This window comes from Ewingella sp. S1.OA.A_B6, from assembly GCF_049889095.1.
GTDB lineage: Bacteria > Pseudomonadota > Gammaproteobacteria > Enterobacterales > Enterobacteriaceae > Ewingella.
This window is the reverse complement of record NZ_JBLJFK010000001.1, coordinates 1,279,896-1,302,232: the sequence shown is the minus strand read 5'-3', so window position 1 is coordinate 1,302,232 and position 22,337 is coordinate 1,279,896. Positions and strand designations below refer to the sequence as shown.

At 53.7% G+C, this 22,337-nt stretch carries 29 protein-coding genes; 25 read left to right on the top strand and 4 right to left on the bottom strand.

Translation table 11 applies throughout. The annotated features are described in order from the left end of the window. The first annotated feature begins 6 nt into the window (after positions 1 to 6). The 24 genes from ACMV8I_RS06205 to ACMV8I_RS06090 all read left to right on the top strand — a co-directional run bounded on the left by ACMV8I_RS06205 (position 7) and on the right by ACMV8I_RS06090 (position 17,110). A complete protein-coding gene (locus ACMV8I_RS06205) occupies positions 7 to 1,041 on the top strand; it encodes a phage major capsid protein, P2 family (protein WP_498864299.1) in 1,035 nt (344 codons plus the stop codon). 2 nt (positions 1,042 to 1,043) lie between these two features. Next, positions 1,044 to 1,763 carry a phage terminase small subunit gene (gene gpM / locus ACMV8I_RS06200; RefSeq protein WP_498864298.1) on the top strand — a complete coding sequence of 240 codons (720 nt, stop codon included), beginning with the start codon at positions 1,044 to 1,046 and terminating at the stop codon, positions 1,761 to 1,763. Continuing rightward, positions 1,750 to 1,941 (top strand): hypothetical protein, encoded by a 192-nt coding sequence (locus tag ACMV8I_RS06195; RefSeq protein WP_498864762.1) that lies wholly within the window; start codon positions 1,750 to 1,752, stop codon positions 1,939 to 1,941. Before gpM ends, ACMV8I_RS06195 begins: the two co-directional genes overlap by 14 nt. A 157-nt stretch (positions 1,942 to 2,098) precedes the next feature. After that, the gene (locus ACMV8I_RS06190) at positions 2,099 to 2,551 is read left to right on the top strand and encodes a head completion/stabilization protein (RefSeq protein WP_498864297.1); all 453 of its coding nucleotides are present in this window, start codon (positions 2,099 to 2,101) and stop codon (positions 2,549 to 2,551) included. Continuing rightward, complete coding sequence (locus ACMV8I_RS06185) at positions 2,548 to 3,057, top strand: phage tail protein (protein WP_498864296.1); 510 nt, start codon at positions 2,548 to 2,550, stop codon at positions 3,055 to 3,057. The genes ACMV8I_RS06190 and ACMV8I_RS06185 overlap by 4 nt, the downstream gene beginning before the upstream one ends. After that, positions 3,054 to 3,731, top strand: coding sequence for a phage virion morphogenesis family protein (locus ACMV8I_RS06180; RefSeq protein WP_498864295.1), 678 nt, complete (start codon positions 3,054 to 3,056; stop codon positions 3,729 to 3,731). Before ACMV8I_RS06185 ends, ACMV8I_RS06180 begins: the two co-directional genes overlap by 4 nt. Before the next feature lie 11 nt (positions 3,732 to 3,742). Then, on the top strand, positions 3,743 to 4,867 hold the full coding sequence (locus ACMV8I_RS06175; protein WP_498864294.1) for a DUF2586 domain-containing protein: 1,125 nt from the start codon (positions 3,743 to 3,745) through the stop codon (positions 4,865 to 4,867). A gap of 2 nt (positions 4,868 to 4,869) precedes the next feature. Next, positions 4,870 to 5,322: a phage protein gene (locus tag ACMV8I_RS06170; protein WP_498864293.1), complete on the top strand. Its 453-nt coding sequence runs from the start codon at positions 4,870 to 4,872 to the stop codon at positions 5,320 to 5,322. 12 nt (positions 5,323 to 5,334) lie between these two features. After that, the gene (locus ACMV8I_RS06165) at positions 5,335 to 5,631 is read left to right on the top strand and encodes a phage holin family protein (RefSeq protein ID WP_140473180.1); all 297 of its coding nucleotides are present in this window, start codon (positions 5,335 to 5,337) and stop codon (positions 5,629 to 5,631) included. Next, positions 5,628 to 5,969 carry a M15 family metallopeptidase gene (locus ACMV8I_RS06160; RefSeq protein WP_498864292.1) on the top strand — a complete coding sequence of 114 codons (342 nt, stop codon included), beginning with the start codon at positions 5,628 to 5,630 and terminating at the stop codon, positions 5,967 to 5,969. Before ACMV8I_RS06165 ends, ACMV8I_RS06160 begins: the two co-directional genes overlap by 4 nt. Then, positions 5,969 to 6,340 carry a hypothetical protein gene (locus ACMV8I_RS06155; RefSeq protein ID WP_498864291.1) on the top strand — a complete coding sequence of 124 codons (372 nt, stop codon included), beginning with the start codon at positions 5,969 to 5,971 and terminating at the stop codon, positions 6,338 to 6,340. The genes ACMV8I_RS06160 and ACMV8I_RS06155 overlap by 1 nt, the downstream gene beginning before the upstream one ends. Then, a complete protein-coding gene (locus tag ACMV8I_RS06150; RefSeq protein ID WP_498864290.1) occupies positions 6,285 to 6,458 on the top strand; it encodes a hypothetical protein in 174 nt (57 codons plus the stop codon). The genes ACMV8I_RS06155 and ACMV8I_RS06150 overlap by 56 nt, the downstream gene beginning before the upstream one ends. Positions 6,459 to 6,460: 2 nt before the next feature. After that, on the top strand, positions 6,461 to 6,718 hold the full coding sequence (locus tag ACMV8I_RS06145; protein WP_498864289.1) for a putative phage tail assembly chaperone: 258 nt from the start codon (positions 6,461 to 6,463) through the stop codon (positions 6,716 to 6,718). 17 nt (positions 6,719 to 6,735) lie between these two features. Next, on the top strand, positions 6,736 to 6,906 hold the full coding sequence (locus ACMV8I_RS06140; protein ID WP_498864739.1) for a DUF6890 family protein: 171 nt from the start codon (positions 6,736 to 6,738) through the stop codon (positions 6,904 to 6,906). Continuing rightward, positions 6,906 to 9,170 (top strand): phage tail tape measure protein, encoded by a 2,265-nt coding sequence (locus ACMV8I_RS06135; RefSeq protein ID WP_498864288.1) that lies wholly within the window; start codon positions 6,906 to 6,908, stop codon positions 9,168 to 9,170. Before ACMV8I_RS06140 ends, ACMV8I_RS06135 begins: the two co-directional genes overlap by 1 nt. After that, a complete protein-coding gene (locus tag ACMV8I_RS06130; RefSeq protein WP_498864287.1) occupies positions 9,167 to 9,499 on the top strand; it encodes a DUF2590 family protein in 333 nt (110 codons plus the stop codon). Before ACMV8I_RS06135 ends, ACMV8I_RS06130 begins: the two co-directional genes overlap by 4 nt. Continuing rightward, positions 9,492 to 10,676: a baseplate J/gp47 family protein gene (locus ACMV8I_RS06125; RefSeq protein ID WP_498864286.1), complete on the top strand. Its 1,185-nt coding sequence runs from the start codon at positions 9,492 to 9,494 to the stop codon at positions 10,674 to 10,676. The genes ACMV8I_RS06130 and ACMV8I_RS06125 overlap by 8 nt, the downstream gene beginning before the upstream one ends. Beyond that, positions 10,669 to 11,256: a hypothetical protein gene (locus ACMV8I_RS06120; RefSeq protein ID WP_498864285.1), complete on the top strand. Its 588-nt coding sequence runs from the start codon at positions 10,669 to 10,671 to the stop codon at positions 11,254 to 11,256. The genes ACMV8I_RS06125 and ACMV8I_RS06120 overlap by 8 nt, the downstream gene beginning before the upstream one ends. 9 nt (positions 11,257 to 11,265) lie before the next feature. After that, on the top strand, positions 11,266 to 13,428 hold the full coding sequence (locus ACMV8I_RS06115) for a phage tail-collar fiber domain-containing protein (RefSeq protein WP_498864284.1): 2,163 nt from the start codon (positions 11,266 to 11,268) through the stop codon (positions 13,426 to 13,428). A 1-nt stretch (position 13,429) separates the two neighbouring features. Beyond that, on the top strand, positions 13,430 to 13,942 hold the full coding sequence (locus tag ACMV8I_RS06110) for a tail fiber assembly protein (RefSeq protein ID WP_498864283.1): 513 nt from the start codon (positions 13,430 to 13,432) through the stop codon (positions 13,940 to 13,942). Continuing rightward, positions 13,942 to 14,664, top strand: a complete 723-nt coding sequence (locus ACMV8I_RS06105; protein WP_498864282.1) for a hypothetical protein — start codon at positions 13,942 to 13,944, stop codon at positions 14,662 to 14,664. The genes ACMV8I_RS06110 and ACMV8I_RS06105 overlap by 1 nt, the downstream gene beginning before the upstream one ends. Beyond that, positions 14,639 to 15,181: a baseplate complex protein gene (locus ACMV8I_RS06100; RefSeq protein ID WP_498864281.1), complete on the top strand. Its 543-nt coding sequence runs from the start codon at positions 14,639 to 14,641 to the stop codon at positions 15,179 to 15,181. Before ACMV8I_RS06105 ends, ACMV8I_RS06100 begins: the two co-directional genes overlap by 26 nt. Further along, positions 15,178 to 16,854 carry a type VI secretion system Vgr family protein gene (locus ACMV8I_RS06095; RefSeq protein WP_498864280.1) on the top strand — a complete coding sequence of 559 codons (1,677 nt, stop codon included), beginning with the start codon at positions 15,178 to 15,180 and terminating at the stop codon, positions 16,852 to 16,854. Before ACMV8I_RS06100 ends, ACMV8I_RS06095 begins: the two co-directional genes overlap by 4 nt. A 34-nt stretch (positions 16,855 to 16,888) precedes the next feature. After that, positions 16,889 to 17,110, top strand: a complete 222-nt coding sequence (locus ACMV8I_RS06090; RefSeq protein ID WP_498864279.1) for a hypothetical protein — start codon at positions 16,889 to 16,891, stop codon at positions 17,108 to 17,110. A gap of 684 nt (positions 17,111 to 17,794) precedes the next feature. On the opposite strand, the gene yidD is transcribed toward ACMV8I_RS06090, so the two are convergent. The 4 genes from yidD to ACMV8I_RS06070 form a co-directional block, all read right to left on the bottom strand. Beyond that, the gene (gene yidD, locus ACMV8I_RS06085; RefSeq protein WP_498864278.1) at positions 17,795 to 18,010 is read right to left on the bottom strand and encodes a membrane protein insertion efficiency factor YidD; all 216 of its coding nucleotides are present in this window, start codon (positions 18,008 to 18,010) and stop codon (positions 17,795 to 17,797) included. A 3-nt stretch (positions 18,011 to 18,013) separates the two neighbouring features. Beyond that, a complete protein-coding gene (locus ACMV8I_RS06080) occupies positions 18,014 to 18,247 on the bottom strand; it encodes a DUF4177 domain-containing protein (protein ID WP_498864277.1) in 234 nt (77 codons plus the stop codon). 776 nt (positions 18,248 to 19,023) lie between these two features. Next, the gene (locus tag ACMV8I_RS06075) at positions 19,024 to 20,706 is read right to left on the bottom strand and encodes an aspartate:alanine antiporter (RefSeq protein WP_498864276.1); all 1,683 of its coding nucleotides are present in this window, start codon (positions 20,704 to 20,706) and stop codon (positions 19,024 to 19,026) included. A gap of 319 nt (positions 20,707 to 21,025) precedes the next feature. Continuing rightward, entirely contained in the window at positions 21,026 to 21,292 is a 267-nt protein-coding gene (locus ACMV8I_RS06070; protein ID WP_498864275.1) for a GrxA family glutaredoxin, read from the bottom strand. A gap of 311 nt (positions 21,293 to 21,603) precedes the next feature. Here ACMV8I_RS06070 and nfsA point away from each other — a divergent pair, with 311 nt between their 5' ends. Next, a complete protein-coding gene (nfsA, locus tag ACMV8I_RS06065; RefSeq protein WP_498864274.1) occupies positions 21,604 to 22,326 on the top strand; it encodes an oxygen-insensitive NADPH nitroreductase in 723 nt (240 codons plus the stop codon). Positions 22,327 to 22,337: the final 11 nt, after the last annotated feature.

Below are 22,337 nucleotides of genomic sequence, written 5' to 3'. Positions count from 1 at the left end.
TAAGCAATGATTTTAAATGCAAAGGCGCGTGGCTTTTTAAAGCAATTCGCGGCGGGCCTGGCTGCGGCCAACGGTCTGGATGTGGGGGAAGTCTCTAATTACTTCTCATTGTCTGACCCGAAAGAAACCCAGCTGCGTGATGCACTGCTGGAAAGCTCTGAATTCCTGAACTGGATCACCGTCGCGGACGTTGATCAGCTGTCTGGCCAGGTGGTGAGCGTGGGCAGTTCTGGCCTGCATACCGGCCGTATTGCTGATGGTCGTTTCCGTCGCCAAGTGGGCGTTTCAGGTAACGATTATAAGCTGGTAGAAACGGACTCTTGCGCCGCGCTGCGTTGGGATCTGCTGTCTATCTGGGCGAACGCCGGTTCAGAAGAGGAGTTCTTCCAACGCGTCACCGCTTTCACCACTCAGGCTTTTGCGCTGGATATGCTGCGTATCGGCTTTAACGGTAAGGAAGTGGCGAAATCTACCGACTACGAAAAGAACCCGAACGGCGAAGATGTGAACATTGGCTGGCATGAAATCGTGCGTCAGTACGAAGCCGGTAAGCAAATCATGACCGATCCGGTCACGCTCGATCAGAGCGGTGATTACAAGTCACTGGACGCGATGGCATCGGATTTGATTAACGCCAAAATTCCGCAGGAATACCGCAATGACCCGCGCCTGGTGGTGTTGGTGGGTGCTGACCTGGTGGCCGCAGAGCAGTACCGCCTGTATCAGGCTGCTGACCGCCCAACGGAAAAAATCGCCGCGCAAATGCTGGAAAGCACCATTGCAGGCCGCCGCGCCATTATCCCGCCATTCATGCCGGGTAAGCGCATGGTGGTTACCACGCTGACCAATTTGCACATCTACACGCAGCGTAATACCCGCCAGCGCAAAGCGGAGTTTGTCGAAGACCGCAAGCAGTACGAAAACAAGTACCTGCGCAATGAAGGTTACGCGGTTGAGTACCTGGAATTGTACGCGGCGATTGATGAAAGCGCGGTGACCATTGGCACCGTGGCCGAACCTGCCGAAAAAGTAGGGGAATAAGCATGATGTCACCCGCGCAACGCCATTCGGCCAAGTGTGCCGCACAGGCCAAATTGAAACAGCGCCAGGCGTTGGACAGTTCGGACAGTATGCATGTGATGGCCGCCGCACTGGAAAAGGACGTGGAGGCGTTGCACGGGCTGACACTGGCGCAAAAGGTAGCCATCAAGCGTGATACCTATTTGCCGCGCTGGATGCCTACGGTTGAAAAGTACCTGGCAGAGGGCGTCATTCAGCGTAACCCCGTTCTGGCCTGGTGTGTGATTTGGCTGTTTGACGTGGGCGATTTGGATGCTGCCCTGGATTTAGCGGATATCGCCATTGAGCAGGGGCAGGACACCCCGGACGCACTGAGAAGCAACTTTGTCACCTTTACCGCTGACACGGTGCTGGCCTGGGCGGAAAACATGGCCAGGGAGGGCCAGCCGATTGAGCCGTATTTCTCCCGCACGTTGACCAACGTGACGGGAAAATGGGAGCTGTACGAGGTGATCCGCGCCAAGTGGTTCAAGTTTGCCGGTATGCGGCAGCTGTTTGACTCGCAAGGCGTACCGCGTCCCACAGTGACGGAAGATGTGGCACTGCTGAAACAGGTTGATGAATTGCTGGCCCAGGCGCACAAGCTGCATAGCGGCTGCGGGGTTGGCACCATGCGAAAACAAATTGCTGCCCGCGTGCGAGCGCTTGATAAGAAATCAGGGGAAACAAGTGAAAAAATTTAAGTTTGAATTAGCGGCGCAGGTAATGATTTTGATCAGCGGTGAGGCTGGCCAGATTAAAGCGCGTGCGGAATACATGAATCATGCCAACGCCTATCTGATCCACTACAAAGCCGCAGATGGTCGCGCCGTAAATAGCTGGTTTGATGAAAACGAGATCCAAGCCGCACAGCATCACTGAGCGACACGGGCCGAAGCCAATAGTTATTTAGTGGCGGGTTTACATGCCCGCACTTTGTAAAGTCTACCGCAAGCCGGGGCGGGCGCGGGGAAGGTAATACCCTTGGGTTATGTACCGTGGATCCCGTTATGCCCGCTTCTCTTTTCGGGGGAATTTTATGTTTAGCGGAACACCGATTGAGTACCAGGATGAGCCGTTAAAAAACGAGGGTTTTTGGCCGGACTTGAACCTGCAAGAGTTTCAGGAACAGCGGAGCATTCCGGCCGATATTGACAGCGGAACGGTGGCCACAGCGCTGCTGACCGCAGCCGGTGAAGTGAATGATTTGCTGGCATTAGTCAGGGACGACTACCAGGCCAAGGGGATTGGCCAGGCCAGCGAAGCGCCAGGCATCAGCATGACGGATGAAAATCTGCTGTGCGCCCGCTACAAACGGGCGGTGTATGCCAGGGCAAAGGCGGATTTGATGGGGGAGTTTGCCAGCATCGGACGCCGAGAAACGCACCCAGGACAGGAAAGCGAGGAAACCCGTAACAGCCTGCTGGCAGAGGGTTCAATTGCTATCCGGGCCATCAAAGGAAAGCGCCGTGTGGGAGTACGCAAAATATGAGCCAGTTGGATGAGCTGACCGCTTTCATCACTGAGTACATGCCAAAACGTACCTTTCAGGGCGCAGGATTTGCCAGTTTCATGGATGAAATGAAATTCATCCCGGCGCAGCGGGATTTAGGGCTGGATCAGTATCGCCTGGCGGTTATCCGCTATGACGCGGCGCTGACCTGGGACAGATTCCCCTATCGCCTGTATGACCCGCGCAATCTGGCCGCGCTGTTGCTGGTCTGGCTTGGGCAGGTTGACCGGTCACTGTTTGAAGAAATGGGCATTGATGATGAATTACCGGATTTCGACATTGATGTGATCGACGAAGAAACGGCGGTGCTGGCCATTTCGGTGCCGATGGTTGAAGCACTGAACATGGTCAAGGATGAAAAGGGAAATATCCCCATGGATGGGGCCATGTGGCGGCTGGCGGATCCTAAAATTTGGCTGGCCAGCGAGGCGCATGTTTACGGCGTGGATAGCCAGGGCGCGCCGATTGGCGGTGAAGCGCCGTGATCCGGGGTGAACTGGACGCCGCACAGCTGAAAGCGTTGCGTAAGCAGCTGAACAACCTGGCGCTAACGCCTAAAAAGCGTCAGCGGTTGTTATGGCGCTTAGCCAAGTATGGATTGATGCCTGCGGCCAAACGTAACGTGCGCAACCAGGCAGGGCCGGACGGACAGAAATGGCAGGGACGCCAGACCAAGCGCAAAGGGAAGATGCTGCGCAATATGCCCAAACTGCTACACATCCGCGAAATGCCCGAAATCGACGGCGTGCGGGTGTACTTAAGCGGCGGCGGTTATCGCAACGGTAAGAAATCCATTGCGGCCGGTACGGTGGGTTATGCCCAGCAAAACGGCATGAACGTGACGGTAAACCGTCGCCAGGTCGAGAAAAAAGGCCGGGCGGCGAGTTTGCCGGCCAGCACACGCCAGGCTAAACGGCTGCGGGCGCTGGGGTACAAGGTCAAAAAGGGCAAGCGGTGGCGTAAGCCAGCGTTTAAGGAAATTCAGGAAAGCATGACGATGGCCAAGGCGGGCCTGTTAATCAGGATGCTGTCCGGTAAGGCGGTAAAATCGTCCTGGTCGGTGGATGTGCCAGCGCGTCCGTTCCTGGGTATTTCGCCAGAGGATTTTAACAAAGCGTTAGCGCGTCAATTGCAGGGCATTGGCTACGGCGCAGGATGAGAGGGAACGGCATGACATGGCCAACGGTTCAAGTTAACCAGGTTAACCAGCTTCAGGGTGAAACCAAAGAGATTGAGCGTGCAGTGTTGTACGTGGGGAAAGGGAAAACCAACGCGGGCAAAACGCTGCCGGTGAATACCCAAACGGATCTAGACGTGTTGCTGGGCGCTGACAGCGTGCTTAAACGTGATGTTAACGCCGCCATGCTGAACGCAGGGCAGAACTGGAGCGGGTTCGTTCACGTGCTGGCAGAAGAGGCGGAAGAGGGCGCGTGGGTGGATGCGGTCATAGCCGCCCAGGCGGTGGCTTCGGTTGAGGGCGTGGTGTTGTCGGATGATATCAGCGATAAAAAGCCGATCAACGACGCTGCCAGTCTGCGTGCCAGGCTGCTGGCAACGATGGGCCGCTGGTGCTGGTTTATCCTGGCGGTGGAAGGGCCGCAGGAGGCAGAGGATTGGTCTAAATATTTGGTGCGTTTGGCTGCATTGCAGGCGCAGATCGCCGCACCGTCCGTGCAACTGGTGCCGCGCTTGTTCGGTAATGAGCCAGGCGTGTTGGCAGGCCGGTTGTGCAGCCGGGCGGTCACCATTGCAGACAGTCCGGCACGGGTGCAGACCGGTGCGCTGGTTGAGCTGGGCCGTGACGACATGCCGGTTGATGGCAGCGGGGTGGCACTGGATTTGGCCACGTTGCAGGCGTTGCAGGAAAAGCGCTTTAGCGTGCCGATGTGGTACCCGGATTACGACGGGCTTTACTGGTCAGACGGCCGCACGCTGGACGCGGAGGGCGGGGATTATCAGGCCATTGAGTACCTGCGCATTGTGGATAAAGCGGCGCGGCGCGTGCGTCTCCAGGCGATTGCCAAGATTGCGGACCGCTCGCTGAACAGCACGCCGAGCAGCATCGCCGCACATCAGGCTTATTTTGCGAAGGTACTGCGTCAGATGGCGGTATCCACGCAGATTAACGGCGTGACCTTCCCCGGCGAAGTCAAACCGCCGTTAGACAGCGACGTGACGATCACCTGGAAATCCGCCACGCAGGTGGAGATTTATATCGTGGTTCGCCCGTATGAATGTCCGAAAGGCATCACGGTCGGTCTGTTACTGGATACCAGCGCCGCAGGGAGCAAATAACCATGAAACGTATTTCAGGGCAATCCACCGATGTGCGCATGGACGGCGATCTGATCCACATCGAAAAGGTGAGTTTGGATATCACCGATAACACATCGGCCGCACAAACCCAGGGCGTACCTGATGGTCATGTGTCGGGTGACGTGGCCGGAGAGGGGGAGATTGAAGTCACCACCAAAGTGCTGGGGCAGCTTACCGCCATTGCACGCCGTGCCGGTTCCTGGCGCGGCATTGAGCCGGTGGATCTGATGTTCTACGCCAAGGCCGGGAACGAAGAGTTAAAGATTGAGGCTTTCGGCTGCAAGCTGGTGTTAAGCAACATTCTGGACGCCGATCCGAAGGGCGGCAGCGTCATGACGCACAAAATTAAGTACTTCATTACCGATCCGAACTTCGTGCGGATCAACGGCGTGCCGTATCTGGAAGACGAAGACACGCGCAACCTGATTGGATAAGGAATGGCAGGGATGCAAGAGCATGAAAAAAGCCTGTTAAGCCTCATTATCCTGGGCGCACTGATTGCCCTGGGTAAGGCGCTTAACAGCAGCGAACCCATTACCGCGAAGCTGTTTGTTGGTCGCATTATTTTGGGTTCGGCCACGTCGGTGGCGGCGGGGGCGGTCTTGATTTGGATCCCCGGTATTTCTCCGCTGGCCATTGCGGGTGTCGGTGCCGCGCTGGGGATTGCTGGCCACCAGGTTGTCGAGGTGTGGCTTAAACGCAGGGGAAGCAGTTTGTTACCGGGGAAGGGAAAACCAGAATGACACTGAGCGAAAAACAGCAGCTGTTTACGCAGCTGATTGCCCAGCTTGTTGAGTGGGCAGGAGAACGCGGCTACCGGCTGACCTTTGGCGAAGCCTACCGCACGCCGGAACAGGCCGCGCTGAATGCCAAAAGCGGCAAAGGGATCGGTAACAGTTTGCACACCCAGCGCCTGGCCGTTGATTTCAATCTGTTTATCAACGGCCAGTACCAGACGAAAACCGAGGCTTATTTACCGTTGGGTGAGTATTGGGAGTCGCTGGGCGGCACCTGGGGCGGACGCTTTAAAACGCGCCCGGACGGGAATCACTTTAGCCTAGAGCATAACGGGGTGAAGTGATGGCTAAGCAGCTGGTGATCGCCGTTCTGGCATTGTTGGCCGCGTTTGCCGCTGGGTGGCGGGTGAATGCCTGGTACGGCGACAGCGTGGAACTGGCGATCGCCAACGCCGCCCACGCTGCCGGTGAATCCTCCCGCCTTGCCGGTGAGAAGGTGGCCAGCGAATCAGGCCGTAAGCTTGAAGAAAAATTGGAGGCGTTGAGAAATGCGCAGCCTGTGGAAATTCGCACCGAAGTGGTTAAGCCGGTATTTACTAACGTGTGCGTGTCTGCTGATTTTGTCAGCCTGTACAACGCCGCCGCCGCCAAAGCCGAACGTGCCTTATCAGGAAAATCTGTTAACCAAATGCCCGGAGAAACTCCCGCGCATTAATGGGGTAACGGGTAAAGATATTGCCGAACCTTTATTAATACTGACGCCGCAATATGCAGATTGCGCGGCGCGTCATAATCAATTAGTCGACGAAATTAACCAGCGAAAGGAAATGTAATAATGAGCAACGTTGTCATGACCGTAAACGGCACAGAATTAACCTTCGAGCCAAACACCACCGCGTATAACAAATTCATTAATGAAATGGCCATGGACAATAAAATGGCCCCGGCAAATAACTACCTGCGCCGCATTGTGGCCTCAGAGTGCAAAGAAGCGCTGGACGTTATTCTGGAAATGCCCGGCGCGGCATTACAAATTGTTGGCTTCGTTAATGACCACTACGCGCCGAAGTTGGATATTGAACTAAAAAACTAGCGGCGCGGGTTCGCGCCATCGAAAATAATGGGCTAGAGCAATACCTTATTTTACGCCGCCATTATTTACCGCATGAAAATGACGATCCTGAAAACTTAGCCCGCGCCGTATGGTTGGATAATCGGCAATGGGAATATAACCGCATTGCCGTGGCGAATGGCATTGCCCTGGCATTTAAAGGCGAGTAATGGCTGATTTAGATTTTACGCTGAGCTTAATTGACCGAATTACGCGCCCGCTTAAACAGGCGCAAACGTCGGTCGCTGGTTTTGCCCAGGAAAGCCAGGCCGCCTTTGGAAAAATGGCGATAGGCATCGGGGCATTGTGGGGGGTAGGGGCGTCGGTGAAAGCCGCGCTAGATCCGGCGATCCAGATGTTTGATGCCATGCAGGAAGCCAGTGCGCGGGGGATTGGTGACAATCCCCTGGCTAAGGTCACCGATGATGCCTTTCGATTCAGCGTGCGTTATGGCGAGTCAGCGGTGGCGTTTGTGCAGTCTTCTGCGGATATCAATGCGGCGGTGGCCGGGCTGACCGAGGGTGAGTTACCCCGCGTCACCTATGTAGCCAACACCGTGGCCAAGGCATTGAAGGGAACGGCAGCGGAAGCGGCTGAATTTATGGGCCAGATGTTCACCCAGTTTGACAACGACGCCGCGCAGATCGGCAAGGTGCAGTTTGCCGAAGAGTTGGCCGGAAAAATGGCCTACATGAAAAACCAGTTCGGCACGGACATGGGCGTGATTAAAGACCTGATGGAAGGTGCGCGCGGTGTCGGTTCAAACTACGGCGTAGGGTTGGATGAACAGCTGGCCGTGCTGGGTGAGTTGCAACGTTCTTTAGGCACGGAAGCCAGCGGATCGTATGAGGGATTTCTCAGTGGTGCGCAGGAAGGTGCTAAAAAGCTGGGATTAAGTTTCCAGGACGCGCAGGGCCATATGCTGTCCATGCCCGCCATGCTGGAGAAACTTCAGGGCAAATATGGCAAGAGCATTGACGGCAACCTCAAGGCCCAGGCTGAGCTAGATGCGGCGTTCGGTGGCAGCGCGGCGGTGATTAAACAGCTTTACGGCAACGTCGATATGTTAAAGCGCAATATCACCGAGCTGGGCAGTAATGACGGCATGAAGCGGGCCACGGAAATGGCCGAGAAAATGACGCGCCCCTGGGACAGATTGACCGCCATCTGGTTTGCCATGCGGGCGGCCATCGGTGCCACTTTGTTGCCGGTGCTCTATCCGCTGGTGAATAAGATTGCAGACGGTGGCGAAAAGCTAACCCGCTGGATGCGGCTATTTCCCAACATTGCGCGGGTGATCGGTTATGCCACGCTGGCGCTGCTGAGCTTTGCGGCGGTGGGCGCGATTGCCAATATCGTGATGGGGATCCACGGTTTTATTATGCTGGGTGTCACGCGGCTTTTGGCCCCTATGTCCAAGCTGCTGGGCATCAACCGGCTGGCCATGGTGGCCAGCAATGCCGTGACGGGGTTATTCAGTAACGGATTGCGGGCGCTGCGCGGCACGTTGTTGGCGGCCAGCATCGCCGCCCGCACCGGGGCTATGTCATTTCTCCTGGTGCTTTCGCCTATCGCGCTGATCGTGGCAGCCATTGCGGGCGTAGTGATCGCGGTGATTAAGTTTTGGCAGCCGATTAAGGCGTTTGTCAGCGGCTTTATCAGCGGGTTCGCTGAGGCGTCCGGGGCATTAGCGCCGTTTAAGCCGCTGTTTTCCGGCATCGCGTCGGCGGTGGGCTGGGTATGGGACAGCATCAAAACGCTGATCGGCTGGTTTGGCAATCTGCTGACGCCGGTGCAGATGACCGAAGGGCAGTTAACCAGGGTGACCACGGTCGGGGAAATGTTTGGGCGTATCGTGGCGAACAGCATCGATATTATTTTGATCCCGCTGGGGCTGGTGATGCGGGCAATTGAAACGCTGTTTGATTTATTTGGCATTCTGCGTGACGGCTGGCTGGACGTGGTGAAATCCTTTGATATTAATTCCCCGGTGGAATCGTTTGAGAAAATCGCCGGTATTATCGGCAACGTATTTTCTAAACTGTGGGATACGTTGAAAGAGTCCTTTGCCGGGACGTATAACTGGATCGTCGAGAAGTTAAATAAATTACCTGGCGTCAATATCGAATTAAAAGATGTGCCAGGCACGCCACCGCCCGGCGTTAATCCTCCGCCAGGGTTTGCGGCCGCAGAAAATAACATGCCAGAAACGGCCATGAAAAAGACCTTGCCGCCGCCGCCCGTGGCGATGGGTAATCAAATGTCTACCGGTGGAATAGTGAAAGGCGTGGATCGTGGCGGATTGAGTAAAGAAATTAACTCGACCACGAAAACCACAATCGATAACAGCAAACAAATCGGCACCGTGAATATTCATCCGGCAAAAGGAATGACACCGGCCGAGCTAATGGAATGGCAGGAATTGGGAGCATGACGGACGCGCTTTATATTGACCTTTTAATTACGGGGCGAAATTTCACGCTGAACGCCGGAAATGAGCCAGGGCTTTGTAATAATAAAATCAGCATTGGGCAGGATATTGTTCACGCCATTATTGAAAGCGGGTTAACCACCAAACTGGTGGCCGAGCGAAGCCCTACGCTACGCGCTGATGTGATAACGCAATTAACGCTATTGATTGAAAGCGATGAGCGAATTATTCCCGGCACGGTCAGCATCACCGAAGAAACGTTAAAAAAGCTGTGGGCGGAAGCGGAAACCTACGATTTCGGCAAAGTCTCTGCGGGGGTGGATTATGAATAACAAACCAACGATTGATTTTGAAAAGGTACTGAGCGACGGCGGAATGCCGACGACGCAAGAGGCCATTGCCGACAAGTTCAACGCCATCGTAAAAGCCGAAGGGTTGATCACCAACACCTCTCGCATGTCGCCGTTCTGGCGGCTGGTGACGGCGATTGTGACCACGCCGGTGCTGTGGATTAAAGACGCGCTGGTGACTACGGTGCTGGCCAACATGTTTCTGGCCACCGCCAGTGGGCAGATGCTGCGCCTCCTGGCATGGGGCGTCAATTTGGAGGCTAAGCCCGCCAGTTTTGCCCAGGGTGTGATCCGCTTTATTAAGGAAGACGCAAAGCAGGCGGTGACCGTGCCAGCCGGAACCCTTATCCAGACCGAGCGCATTAACGGCGTGGTCTATGCGGTCACCGTGGAGGCGGATACCACTCTGGCGGCGGGGGCTAACGATGGGCTGATTGCCGTGACGGCCAGCCAGGCGGGCGGTGCGTTCAACCTGGCACCGGGTTATTACCGCATTTTGCCGGTGGCGGTGACCGGCATTAGCCAGGCAGTAAATGAGGATGATTGGCTGCTGACGCCCGGTGCGGATGAGGAATCGGATGATGAGCTGCGCGAACGCTGCCGCAATCAGTTCAACCTTGTCGGCAATTACCACACCGATGCGGTTTACCGCAGCATGATCGCCAGCGTTGTTGGCCTGAGCGTTGACCGAATTTTCTTTTTGCACGATGCGCCCCGTGGGCCCGGCACGGCCAATGCGTATTTGTTGCTGGACAGCGGCGTGATCTCCCAGCCGTTTATTGATGCGGTCAATGACTATATCAATAGCCAGGGCCACCACGGCCACGGCGACGATATGCAGTGCATGGCGCTGCCGGAAACCAAGCACACCCTGAGCGTTACGCTGTTTGTGACTAACCCGGACAACATGACCGACGAAGAGCGGGCCGGTCTGATCGGTAACGCCAGCAATCTGATCCGCAGCGCGTTTCGTGAAAACGCTGACTACGACGTGAAAAAGACCTGGCCCTATTCGCGTTTCTCTTTTTCCAACCTGGCCAGGGAAATGCACCGGGCGTTTGATGAGGTGGATTCCATCACCTTTTCCCTGGGCGATATCGTCAGTGAGTTAACGGTTCCTCGCCTGTCATCCCTCACGCTGGAGATAAAAAGTGCCTGATTTTCAGACCAAATTAAAAAGCCTGGCGTTGCCGTCATGGATGAGCCAGGGCGAACCGGTCAAGCTGCTGCGGGCCTGCCGGGCATTTTGGCAGGGTGTTTATGAGTGGGTGACGTGGCCGCTGCGTCAGTTCGATCCGCTGACGTGCGCCGAGCCTTTGTTAAGGCTGCTGGCCTATGATCGCGACATAACCCGCTTTAACGGCGAGCCGCTTAGTTTGTTTCGTAAGCGTGTGGCCTACGCCTTTATCAACGCCAGTGACGCCGGTTCTGTGGTGGGGTTTATCGCCATCTTTGCCCGCCTGGGGATCGGTTACGTGGAGTTGCTGGAGCGTCAGCCGGGCATTGATTGGGATGTCATTGTGGTGCGCGTCACTGACAGCCAGATCGCCGATAACACGGAATTGCTGCTGGAAATCATCCGCCAGTATGGGCGCACCTGCCGCCGCTATCAGTTTGAAGTGATCACCACCTCCGGGTTGAATATCCGGGCCGGATGGGATCAGGGGGAGTACGTGTGTTATCCGGCCACCCTTGGCACCGAATCAACCACCGCCACCTTTGGCGCAACATTATCGTAAGGACGCGAAATGTCTCAGACCGTAATTACCGAAGCCTTTGAGCAGTGGAAAGCGCAGCAGGCCACCGATAACAAGCCGGTTGTCCTGGATGAATTTGTGCTGGCTAATGTGCCAGGGCTGGATCCGTCAAAAGCGATTGACCGCAAAGAGGGCTTACCGCCAGCGGCGCAAATTGTTTACCGTCAGACGGTCAGTAAAACTGGCCTGGTGAACGATAACGCCGTGGTGTATTCCGTGACGATGGGTGCGGATGTGGGCGACTTTGCTTTTAACTGGATCGGCCTGGTCAATAAGGCGACCGGCACAGTGGCCATGATTGTGCACGCGCCCGTGCAAAGCAAAGTGAAGAACGCCAACGGCCAGCAGGGTAACGTCTTAACCCGTTCTTTCCTGATGGAGTACAGCGGCGCGGTCAGCCAGACGTTGATCTCAACACCGGCCGCCAGCTGGCAGATTGATTTTACCGCCCGCCTGGCGGGCATGGATGAAGCGCTGCGGTTGGCGAATCTGGACAGCTACGGCGACGGTGCATTTTTTGATGCGGGCTTTTTGGTGGCTAAAACCGGTAGTCAGCATTTTGTCACCCAGGGGCTGGGATATGTCAGCGGCCTGCGTGCGTCACTGGCCGAAAATACCAATATTGCCGTGGCCACTAAGCCAACCAAAGTCTGGGCTGATGTGAGCTTTAGCGGGACATTAACCAGCGCTTACCAGACTGCGATTAAGTTTACCGTGGCCCCAACGCTGGTCAATTACACCACCAACGGCGTAATGCACTACGTGTTTGCGCTGGCCAGTATCGACGCGGCCGGAGTCATTACCGACCTGCGGCCGAAAGGGTCACTGGACGATCAGCAGGGCAGTAAGGACTTTCTGCGCAAAGACCAAAGCCTGGCCGAACTGAAAGCGCTGGGTGCGGTGGCCCAGGCTGAGGCGAGAAAGAATATTGCGGCATTGGCTGAAGACGGCACGGCGGTAGCCGCCACCAAACTGGCGACGGCGCGAAAAATTGCCGGTGTGGCATTCGACGGAACCCAAGATATTAACCTGACGCCGGATAGCGTAGGCGCTCTGCCCTCTGGCGGCACGGCCGTAGCTGCCAACAAGCTGGCGACGGCACGAAAAATTGCCGGTGTGGCATTTGATGGGTCAAAAGATATCAGCCTGACGGCGGCCAACGTTGGCGCTGTGCAGCAGGGCGGCGGTGTCGGGATGTCAAATAACGTGGTGCGTATGGGGTGGGATGGCGCCAAGCTGTTGGCGCAGGTTGATAGCCTCCAAATGGGTGCGCTTTACAGTGAGTACAACAAGCCCACGTCATCCGACGTGGGCGCATTGCCAGCGGCGGGAGGTGATGCCGGTTACGTTGATAATGCCGCCCATTACCGAATCAAGCCGGGCGTATGGGAAGGTGCGGGAGCTTATGCCAGCCAGTACGCCAATAATATTGCCCCGTTTATGGTGCCGAGTGGCTTTGTTGCCATGCGGGATGCCAGCCAGTACCACCCCATCGTCAAAGGAATAGTTGAAACGAAAGGGTTTGGCTATGGCACGGCGATCAGTTTAGGCGCACTGACCTCCGGTGCTGCCAATTTTGCGCAAGCGGCTATTCACGTTATCGGCGATAACGGTATCTCTCAGGCATGGACATTTAACCCAGCGGATGGCGCTTTTCGCAGCGGTGGGGATATTGTTTCCGGGCTAAATATCGTCGCGGGTGGGGGGGTATACGAGTCAGGCGGTGCAGTGCGTGCCTATAGCCCAAATTATCGGCCCTCACCCGACGCTATTGGCGCTATTGCGCGGGATACCTGCACCTATGCTGGGTTTGCAGCGGCTGATCCGCAATTACCCTACATGCGAAATTCAAACAACAATGAGGTTGTTTACCTGGCGCGTCAGGATTGGACGCGGGGAAATTTCGCCACGATAGCTTGGGCCAACAACGATTTACGCAATGACATTTACAACTGGGTTACTCGTAGTTTTGTTACCTCGGTGCGATTGGCCGGTCGAGCCGTCATCGCTGACACTGGGGGGCGTATAGATTTACCCGCTGGTTGCGTGTTTACGGGCATGTCTGGTTCAAACTATAACCCACAAACGTGGGCGGCTTATTCAGCCATACAAATCTGGCTAAATGGTGGCTGGGTCACCATAGGAACGGCATAACATGATGCACATGAAAAAATTGGCGCAGTACACTCCAGAAGAAAATAACTTTGGCGAAAGCGTGTTATTTCTTAAGGATGAACAAGGCGCTGACTGGTATGAAACTCAGAAGAATTTCGCAAAAGACACACTTAAAATCGCTTACAACGATGCGGGGGTGATCTGTTCGGCCTATGAGGATATTTCCAGGCTTTGGCCTATTAACCTTTCCGTGACTGAAATTAAAACGTCAAAAGTGCCTGAAGATTTTGCCATTGATGGTAATTGGATTTTTGACGGCAACAAAATCAAGAAGCGCATAGAAACCAAGGCCGAAGCTACAAAGCAGGCCGACGCAAAACGTGCCGAACTCATTTCACGCGCTACGCAAGTGATCGCCCCCTTACAGGATGCCGTAGAGCTAACGATTGCAACGGATGATGAGGCGGAACGCCTCAAAGCGTGGAAGATCTACCGCATTGCACTGACCCGCGTTAATACCAGCAATCCGTCATGGCCAGAGGTGCCGCAGTAATGTGGCGTAAAGCGACGTTAAGCATTGGCCAAAATATGGCGGCGCTGGCCTGCTCTATTTTGCCGGTGCATCCCTGGGTTTATGGCGTGGGCCAGGAAGCAGGCGAAGGTAGCTATTTAAGCCCAAAGAATGCCACTGAATACCTGGCCAACAAGCTGGAAGGGACGGGCGGAGAAATTACCGCCGTGGTGTTCATGGTCTGCGCCACCACGCATGCCGATTTCATGAAGAGCCTGGCGGCGTTTTCGTCCGTGCTGCCGTTGCCGATATTCTCCCAGGTCACACGCCGGGCGCAGGAGGCCGCCACACTGGCCATCACAAAAATGCAGATCCCCGGCAAGGCGTTGGGTGGGTTACCGGCTGCGGTGCCACTTTCTACCGCCACTAATCGGCTGGCCATGAATGCCCAGCGTATCGCCCAGGCCAAAGCCGAGGCGGCCACCGGGGCCAGCGTTAGCGGTCTGGTGTCGGCACTGTCTGATTTCACCAGCGCCCGCAGTTCGGCCCTGGCGGGTATCGGTCAGGCGTTGGCTAATTTACAGGGCAAAGCGGCACCGGCCTGGGTATTTACGGCCAAAGGTTCTCCGGCGTTTATCGCCAGCGAAATGCGCAAAAACATCCCACAGCAGGATGCCATCTTTACCCTGGCCACGTTGTTTTCTGGCCCGGATTTATCGCCACTGGAGGGCATGATAAATGACGATCACCACCCTGGCGCTTAACGGGGAAGCCATTGCGTTGATGGGCCTGAAAGTGACGCCCACGCTGCAATTTCAGGAAAAAGACCAGTCCGGCCAGTCATCGAGCACGGCCACCGCAGAGCAGGGCATAAAAGCCAAAGAACTGCGGATCTCCGGCATGATCACTTTTCGTAACGCGAAAGTGCTGAAACGTATTTTCGAGCTGGCCGAAGCCAAAGACGCCAGCGGCCAGATGCAAACCTACCGCGTGGCCAACCTGGCCGCCCAGGCGATTAACTTTCGTGAGGGGACGTTTACCGGTGCCGTGGATGCCCCGCCGCAGGACGGAAAAATGGCCTGGTTGGTGACGTTTACCTTGCGGGAAAAAGGCAGCGTGGCCGAAAAACGCGAAGCTCGCGCCGGAGGCAAAACGGCCGCAACCAAGCAGGGCGGAAAAGGTGGGGCGGGCGGAAACGGCGCGGCCGAGGATGAAGATAAATTGAGTTGGTTTGAAAGCAAGGTGCTGAAGCCAATCAATAGCGCGTTGGGGCCAACATGAAACCCGTCAAAAGATTGTACCTGTCAAACGTGGCCGCGCACCTGGTGGACGTTAACCTGGCGCTGGAATTGAGCGCGTGCGGTCGGGGCTTTATCACCGCGCAAACGGATGAGGATTTTACCGGCAAGCTGGTGCGCCTGGACATAGGTTATCCCGATCTGGTGCTGCGTTGGTTTACCGGTTTTGTGGAGCGTTCACAGCCTGCGGAAACCGGCTATCAGCGGCTTTTTGTCCGGGAGTTGGTCGGCGTATTCGAACGCGCTTGGCCATGTTCGTTCCAGCATCCTACGCTGCGAGAGGTGGCCAATTGGCTGACCGAAGAAAGCGGCCTGGAATTTACCGTTCCAGCAGCCAGTTATGCCGATAAGCCGATCCCTCACTTCACGCACAGCGGCACCGGTTATCAGCTTTTGGCCAGCCTGGGCCGCGCTTTCTCTATCAATGATTATATTTGGTATCAGCTTCCTGATGGCGGCGTGTTCGTTGGCAGTGCCGCCGATGCGCTGTTTGCGGGTAAGCCGGTGGATATCCCCAACGAATTTAGCCAGGGAACGGCGGCCGGTAACACCATGACCGTGCCGGTTATTCAGACTCTGCGCCCTGGCGTTGATGTGAACGGCCAGCGGTTAACCACGGTTCGCCTGCATAACGATGATATGGCCATTACCTGGACACCGCGCAATAAGGCCACCGGCCAGGCATTGCAGAAAACGCCGATCCAGCGCCAGGTTGAGGGGGTTTTTCCTGAGCTGGCCAGCGGTCTGCACCTGCCAAAGTTCGCCAGGGTAGAAGCACCCAGCGAAGACGTGAGCAACGGAAATATTGCCGATCCCTATCGTCCGCGCTACGCCGTCGATTTGCAGCTGTTAGACGCAGACGGCAAACCGGCGAAGGATACGCCGATTTATTCCGCCGTTCCCCTGCCGCTGCCGATGGCGGGCAGTGAGTCCGGGATGTTCCAATTTCCGCCCGTTGGCACGCTGGTTGAGGTGGGATTCAACGAGGGGCGGCCAGATAAGCCCTTTGTTCGCCAAACCATGGCCCAGGGTAACAGCCTGCCCGCCGTGAAACCGGGAGAGCAATTACAGCAGCAGCGTGATGGCGTATCCCAGCGCGTGACCACGGCGGGCGATTGGGAGCGCCAGACAGACCAAACGATCAGCGAATCTTCCATGCGTCGGGTTATCCAGGCGGATGAAGAAACCCGCACGCTGGTAGCCCGTGAAACGACCATTCAGGCCACGGATAAAACGATGGTTCTTGGTACATATAAGTTGCTGGCCGGTGCCGTGCAGCAGGTTGCCCAGGGGGATTTCAGCCTGGCCACCCAGGCCAACTATGTGGCCAGCATCCAGGGGAATGCCACTACTGACGTGAACGGCGATAGCACGGTTAACGTTGTAGGCCAACTGGTTGAGAAGGTCGGAAAGTTGCGCAGCAGCGTGGCGGCCGTGCGTCAGGAAGTGATTGCGCCGGTGGTGTGGATCGGGAGTCAGAGCATTAACGTCTGCCAGTTGATGCTGGAAACCCTGGACGTGGTGAAGCAGCTGGCTGAGCTGACGGCGGCACACACGCACCAGGATACCGGAGGGCCGCTGAACATGTTGGCCATCACGGACACTGGAAGTAAGACGACTACACTGAAAGAGAAATATAAACAAGTTATTGGATAGCGATAACTACCTACACTGTTTATTGGAGAACTCCATGGCGTTTCAAACAAGAGTCGATATTCAACAACGTGTTGAGATTTATCAATTTTCCATGTGGGATATAAGAGAAGATATGCCAGTTACATCAAGCCGTTGGGGAACCTCTGGTGCGATAGAACACCACCGCGGCACAGTTCTAAGGGAAACAGGAGTGTTAGTTTCGGCCTCAGATGTTGGGCCTGATGGCTTTACGGTAAAAGGCTATAAACCGAAATAAATAGTATTTCCATCAAAAGCTGCCGCGTGAAGTGAGTCCCATACCGGGAACTACGTCCGCCACAGACTCAACTAAGTCAAGCCCGCCACACGCGGGCTTTTCTTTGCCTGTCATATGCCAGCCTGTAGCGGTCACCACGCGCCGCACCATTCCAAACTCGCCCCGTTCGATTGAAAACGATCAAGCCAACCTGATGGCGCACGCGCAGCGGCACCCCCACGGAACAAAGCAAGAGGTGACGGAAATTGCACTACACCGCACCCGCCTGCGGCTTTTGCGTCAGTTATTTTTTTCAGTTTTGAAATTCTACAAACCACACCGCCAGCCCGCGCCGTGTCTGGGGTTCTGCCGTCATACCCAAACTGAAAAGATTGAAACGGATTTCAGTGTTTTACAGTTTGAACGATCAATGGGGGATCGAGGTAAAAACGCAACGTTATGTAATTAAATAGATTTATTTGCTTTTTGTCATTTAGAAAGATCAATAAAACGATCAAATTGAAGTGGCCGCTAAACGCAGCGAAGCCAGGCGCGGCAAGTGCTGTGGGGGAATTGCAGCGGGTTTGTAAAATTGAAATCTGTGAAATGTTACTTTGGAAAAAGCAGAAGCATTTTTAGATATTTAGGCACTACAAAAAGTGTGGTGCCTATGCTTTTTGTTGAATTGTCTCAGTATGTTGATCATCAACGCTTTGGTGGATAATCAAAGCCTCCGTTCGGATATTTACACCTCAATATCCTCGAAAGGCCCAAACGCCAGCCCTTTATGAAGCCGAAGCGTTTCAGGCAAATAAGTGTGTATTTTGAACAGGAGGGGGTATGTCTGCATCGGCCTCTTATGGAGTCTGGTGCAGACTTACGATACAAAAGTACAAATTGAATACTTAGCCAGCGCAACATTTATTAAGCAGGTTTACGGAATGTGATGACATAGTAATATACAAGTCCCTGCTTATTTGCGCTAAAACAGCCTGGTTTTTCTTCAATCCCGATAGTGTCAACACGCTGGAATTCCCATCCTTCAGCAGCCCAAGTATTAACAACATTCTCAAGGTACTGAGCGGCAATGCCACTTTTATTGTCTTTGGCTTTGACTGAAATGTTCGGCGGTACTTGGACCATTTTATATGTGTACATTCAATTTCCTTATCATCACAAAGATATCTAGACGTTAAATGGCTTTAGTTTCTGTCGCCATTTTAAAGAACAAGGGGTTACGTTTTCACGTAACCCCTTGTTTTATTTGGTGCGGCTGGGGGTGCCAAAAATTACTACATTTTCGGAACGAAGCCATACATTAATTTGGGGTGATGCAAGAATTTTGGTATGAGCAATGGAATAAAGGCGGTAGATCGCTCTCATTACTTAGGGTTAGCAGGTCACTCAGTCGGCTGCCACATGATTCAGTAAGACTGTTAAATTGTCACTGAATACGCGCCCTGTTCATTTTCTTCGTTCTTGCATCTGTCCATTACCACTTTTTACGGCTACAAAGCCAACTACCATCATTTTAGGCCGAACTAAAAATCCAAAGCGGTGTGCAAAAATTGGGTCAAAAAAACCTCCTTTTGCATTTCTGTTACAGACAGATACATCTTACTAAATCATTAAAAAAGTGGCAAGAGGCAGCCATACGTATGGGTTTTAGAAGTTGTGTCGCCACTTTGTCGCCAAAGAGAGTACGATATGTTCTTATGTTTTTGATTCTAAACAATTTTAAAAGCAGAAAAGAAAAAACCCGCTAATCTTGAACCTAAACAGGCGGGATTAGCGGGCTCTCCAAAGTGGGGACTTCAAAGAAAAGCAGTGGCATTAATTAAGACTGCCTTTCCTAAATAAAGTTCGTTCAATGCTGCAAAAATTCAAAAAAATTATTGATTTTTTACATGTTCATTACGAATCAGTGGGTTGTATTATGCCCCGGGCCAAATTATTACGATGAGCGTACCGGCCAACGTCAGCAATACGTTAGCGATAGCGTAGGTTCCGGCGTAACCGAGGGCTGGGATATTACTGCGCGCGGTGTCGCTGATGATCTCCATCGCAGGTGCGCAAGTACGTGCACCCATAATGGCACCGAACAGCAGAGCGCGGTTCATACGCAATACATAAGCCCCGAAGATAAAGCAAATCACCACCGGTACCAGGCTGACAATCAGACCGGAAATCAGCATTTGACCACCAATGACTCCCAATCCCTGACTGATACCCGAACCCGCACTCAGACCAACGCCCGCCATAAACACCATCAGCCCGAACTCTTTAACCATATTTAGTGCGCCCTGCGGGATGTAGCCGAAGGTCGGATGGTTAGCGCGCAGGAAGCCCAGCATGATACCGGCAAACAGTAATCCTGCAGCATTACCAATGCCAAAACTAAAGTTCTTAAACTGGAAGGTGATGAGACCAATCATCAGGCCGACGATAAAGAAGGCGCAGAAGGCCAGCAGATCGGTGACCTGGCTGTGGATCGAAATAAAACCAATGCGCTCAGCCACCGCTTTTACGCGGCGGGCGTCACCGCTGACTTGCAGTACATCACCTTTGTTGAGCACGATGCTGTCATCAATAGGCATTTCAATCTGGCTGCGGATAACGCGGTTAAGGAAACAGCCGTGATCGGTCAGGTTAAGCTGACTGAGACGTTTGCCGACGGCGGTGTTGTTTTTGACCACCACTTCTTCAGTGACAATGCGCATGTCGAGCAAATCACGGTCAAATACTTCTTTACCGTTACGAAAACTCGGATCAAGGCGTGAGTGAGCATCGGGATAGCCGACCAGCGATATTTCATCACCGACCTGCAACACCGCGTCACCGTCCGGTGTTGCCAGAATACCATTGCGACGAATACGTTCGATATAACAGCCCGTTTGGCGGTAAATACCCAGCTCACGCAGGTTTTTACCATCCGCCCAGGCGACCAGTTCCTGACCCACGCGATAGGCGCGAATAACCGGCAGATAGACTTTGCGTTGGCTGTCGGTATCCAGGCCGCGCTCACGGGCAATTTGCTGTGCGCTGGTTGGTAAATCCTGATGCTGTAATTTTGGCAGATAACGGGCGCCAAAAATTAGACTCACCAGCCCGATGAGATAGGTCAGCGCGTAGCCGAGACTTAAATTATCCAGTTCTGTACCGAGCAGTCTATTGCCGCCAAGCGTATTCCTGAGCGTATCGCCCGCTCCGACCAGCACGGGTGTGGAGGTCATCGAACCGGCCAACATACCGGCGGTCAGGCCGATGTCCCAGCCGAAAAATCGCCCGAGCCCGAACGCTAACAGCATGGCGCTACCCACCATCACCAGTGCCAGCATTAGGTAGTTTTTACCATCGCGAAAGAAAATAGAGAAAAAGTTAGGACCGGCTTCGACACCAACACAAAAAATAAACAGCATGAAGCCAAGGTTTAGCGCTTCGGTGTTAATGCTGAAGTGTTGTTGCCCGAGCAGTAGGGATACCACTAATACGCCAATGGAATTTCCTAACTGGACGGACCCCAGCCGGACTTTCCCCAGGCAAAGCCCGAGCGCTAGCACTACGAATAATAACAGGATGTAATTCCCGTTTAACAAACTGATGACGTTTATATTCACAAGGGTAACTTATTGTTTACCAACAAATTCTTGATATGAGAGAGTGGAGGAGATAAATTCGATTGCATTATATTTTAACTGCTAACTCAAAGGCCAATAAAATAGTCAGTGATCATAACAACGCAATTTTTAACGTTATTTTAACCACACTATAGTCATTCAGCCAGAGAAAAGGCGGTAGCAATATCCTGAAAGCATGATTTGTGTTGTATTGGAGCCTGTTGCACCTTGAGAAAGGTACGTGCAATAACAGATAACACCACAAAGCAGAAAGGCGCTCAATGAGCGCCTTTCTGCTTTGTGGTGTTTGTCTACATCATTAACACTGGAACAGTGCCAGGTTCTCTTTTGCATAGGCTTCAAAATCTGTGAAACCACCGATGTGGGCGGAATCGACGAAAATCTGTGGGACGGTTTCAACGGGTTTACCGACTGTTTTTTCCAGATCGGCTTTAGAAATGCCTTCAGCGTGGATATCAATATAACGGAAATTGAAATCGTCACGTTCTTCCGTCAATTTTTCAGCCAACTCTTTTGCACGTACACAATAAGGACAGCCAGGACGCCCGAAAATTACTGCAAACATGGAAGCTCCTTGTTTTTTATGCCAATAAAATGAAAGAAATAAAGTGTAACTTGCTCAATTTTTGTTAAGTACGTCACCTTTCTGTTTCGCTTACTATGCCTGTTACCCATGCTAAAAAAAAGCAGGAAATGCCTTTCGGTCCAATCCATAGAACCTATCGTTATGCTGACAAAAGGTTTTTATTTGTGACGAGTCAATTCGCGAATGCAGCTTTTGTTACAGCAATCAGCCGGCAAGCTATTGCAAAGCGTTGGTGGAGCATCAATGATAATTGATAGTTTGTTTAACCTTTTTCTGTTCAAGGATCTCCAATGACACCCACTATCGACCTCCTGCGCTCTCACCGCTCGATTCGTTCGTTTACAGACCAGCCTTTGTCCGATGAGCAACGTGAAGCCATTATCGGCGCCGCACAGGGGGCATCCACATCCAGCTTTCTACAATGTGTGTCAATTATTCGTATTACCGATCCTTCACTGCGCGAAAAGCTGGTGCAGTTCACCGGCGGTCAGAAGTATGTCGCCAGCGCCGCTGAGTTTTGGGTATTTTGCGCTGATTTCAATCGCAATCAGCAGATCAACCCGGAGGCGGAACTCGGCCTGGCCGAACAGCTGTTGCTGGGTTGTGTTGATACCGCGTTGATGGCTCAAAATGCCATGACAGCGGCAGAATCTCTTGGTCTGGGTGGCGTGTTTATTGGCGGCATTCGTAATCAGGTTGATGACGTGATAGCCCTGCTGAAACTGCCAAAATTTGTCATGCCGTTATTCGGTTTTTGCATCGGTTACCCGGCGCAGGACCATCAGGTAAAACCGCGTATGCCGCAGTCTCTGCTGGTGCATGAGAATAGTTATCAGCCGGTCGACAAGCAAATTTTGGCTGAATATGACGACCAGCTTAACAACTACTACCTGCAACGCGACAGCAATGCACGTCGCGACACCTGGAGTGACTTGATTGTCCGCACGCTGAAAAAGGAACAGCGTCCACATATGCTGGATGCTTTGCACAAACAAGGCTGGATCACGCGATAACGGTGACGGAG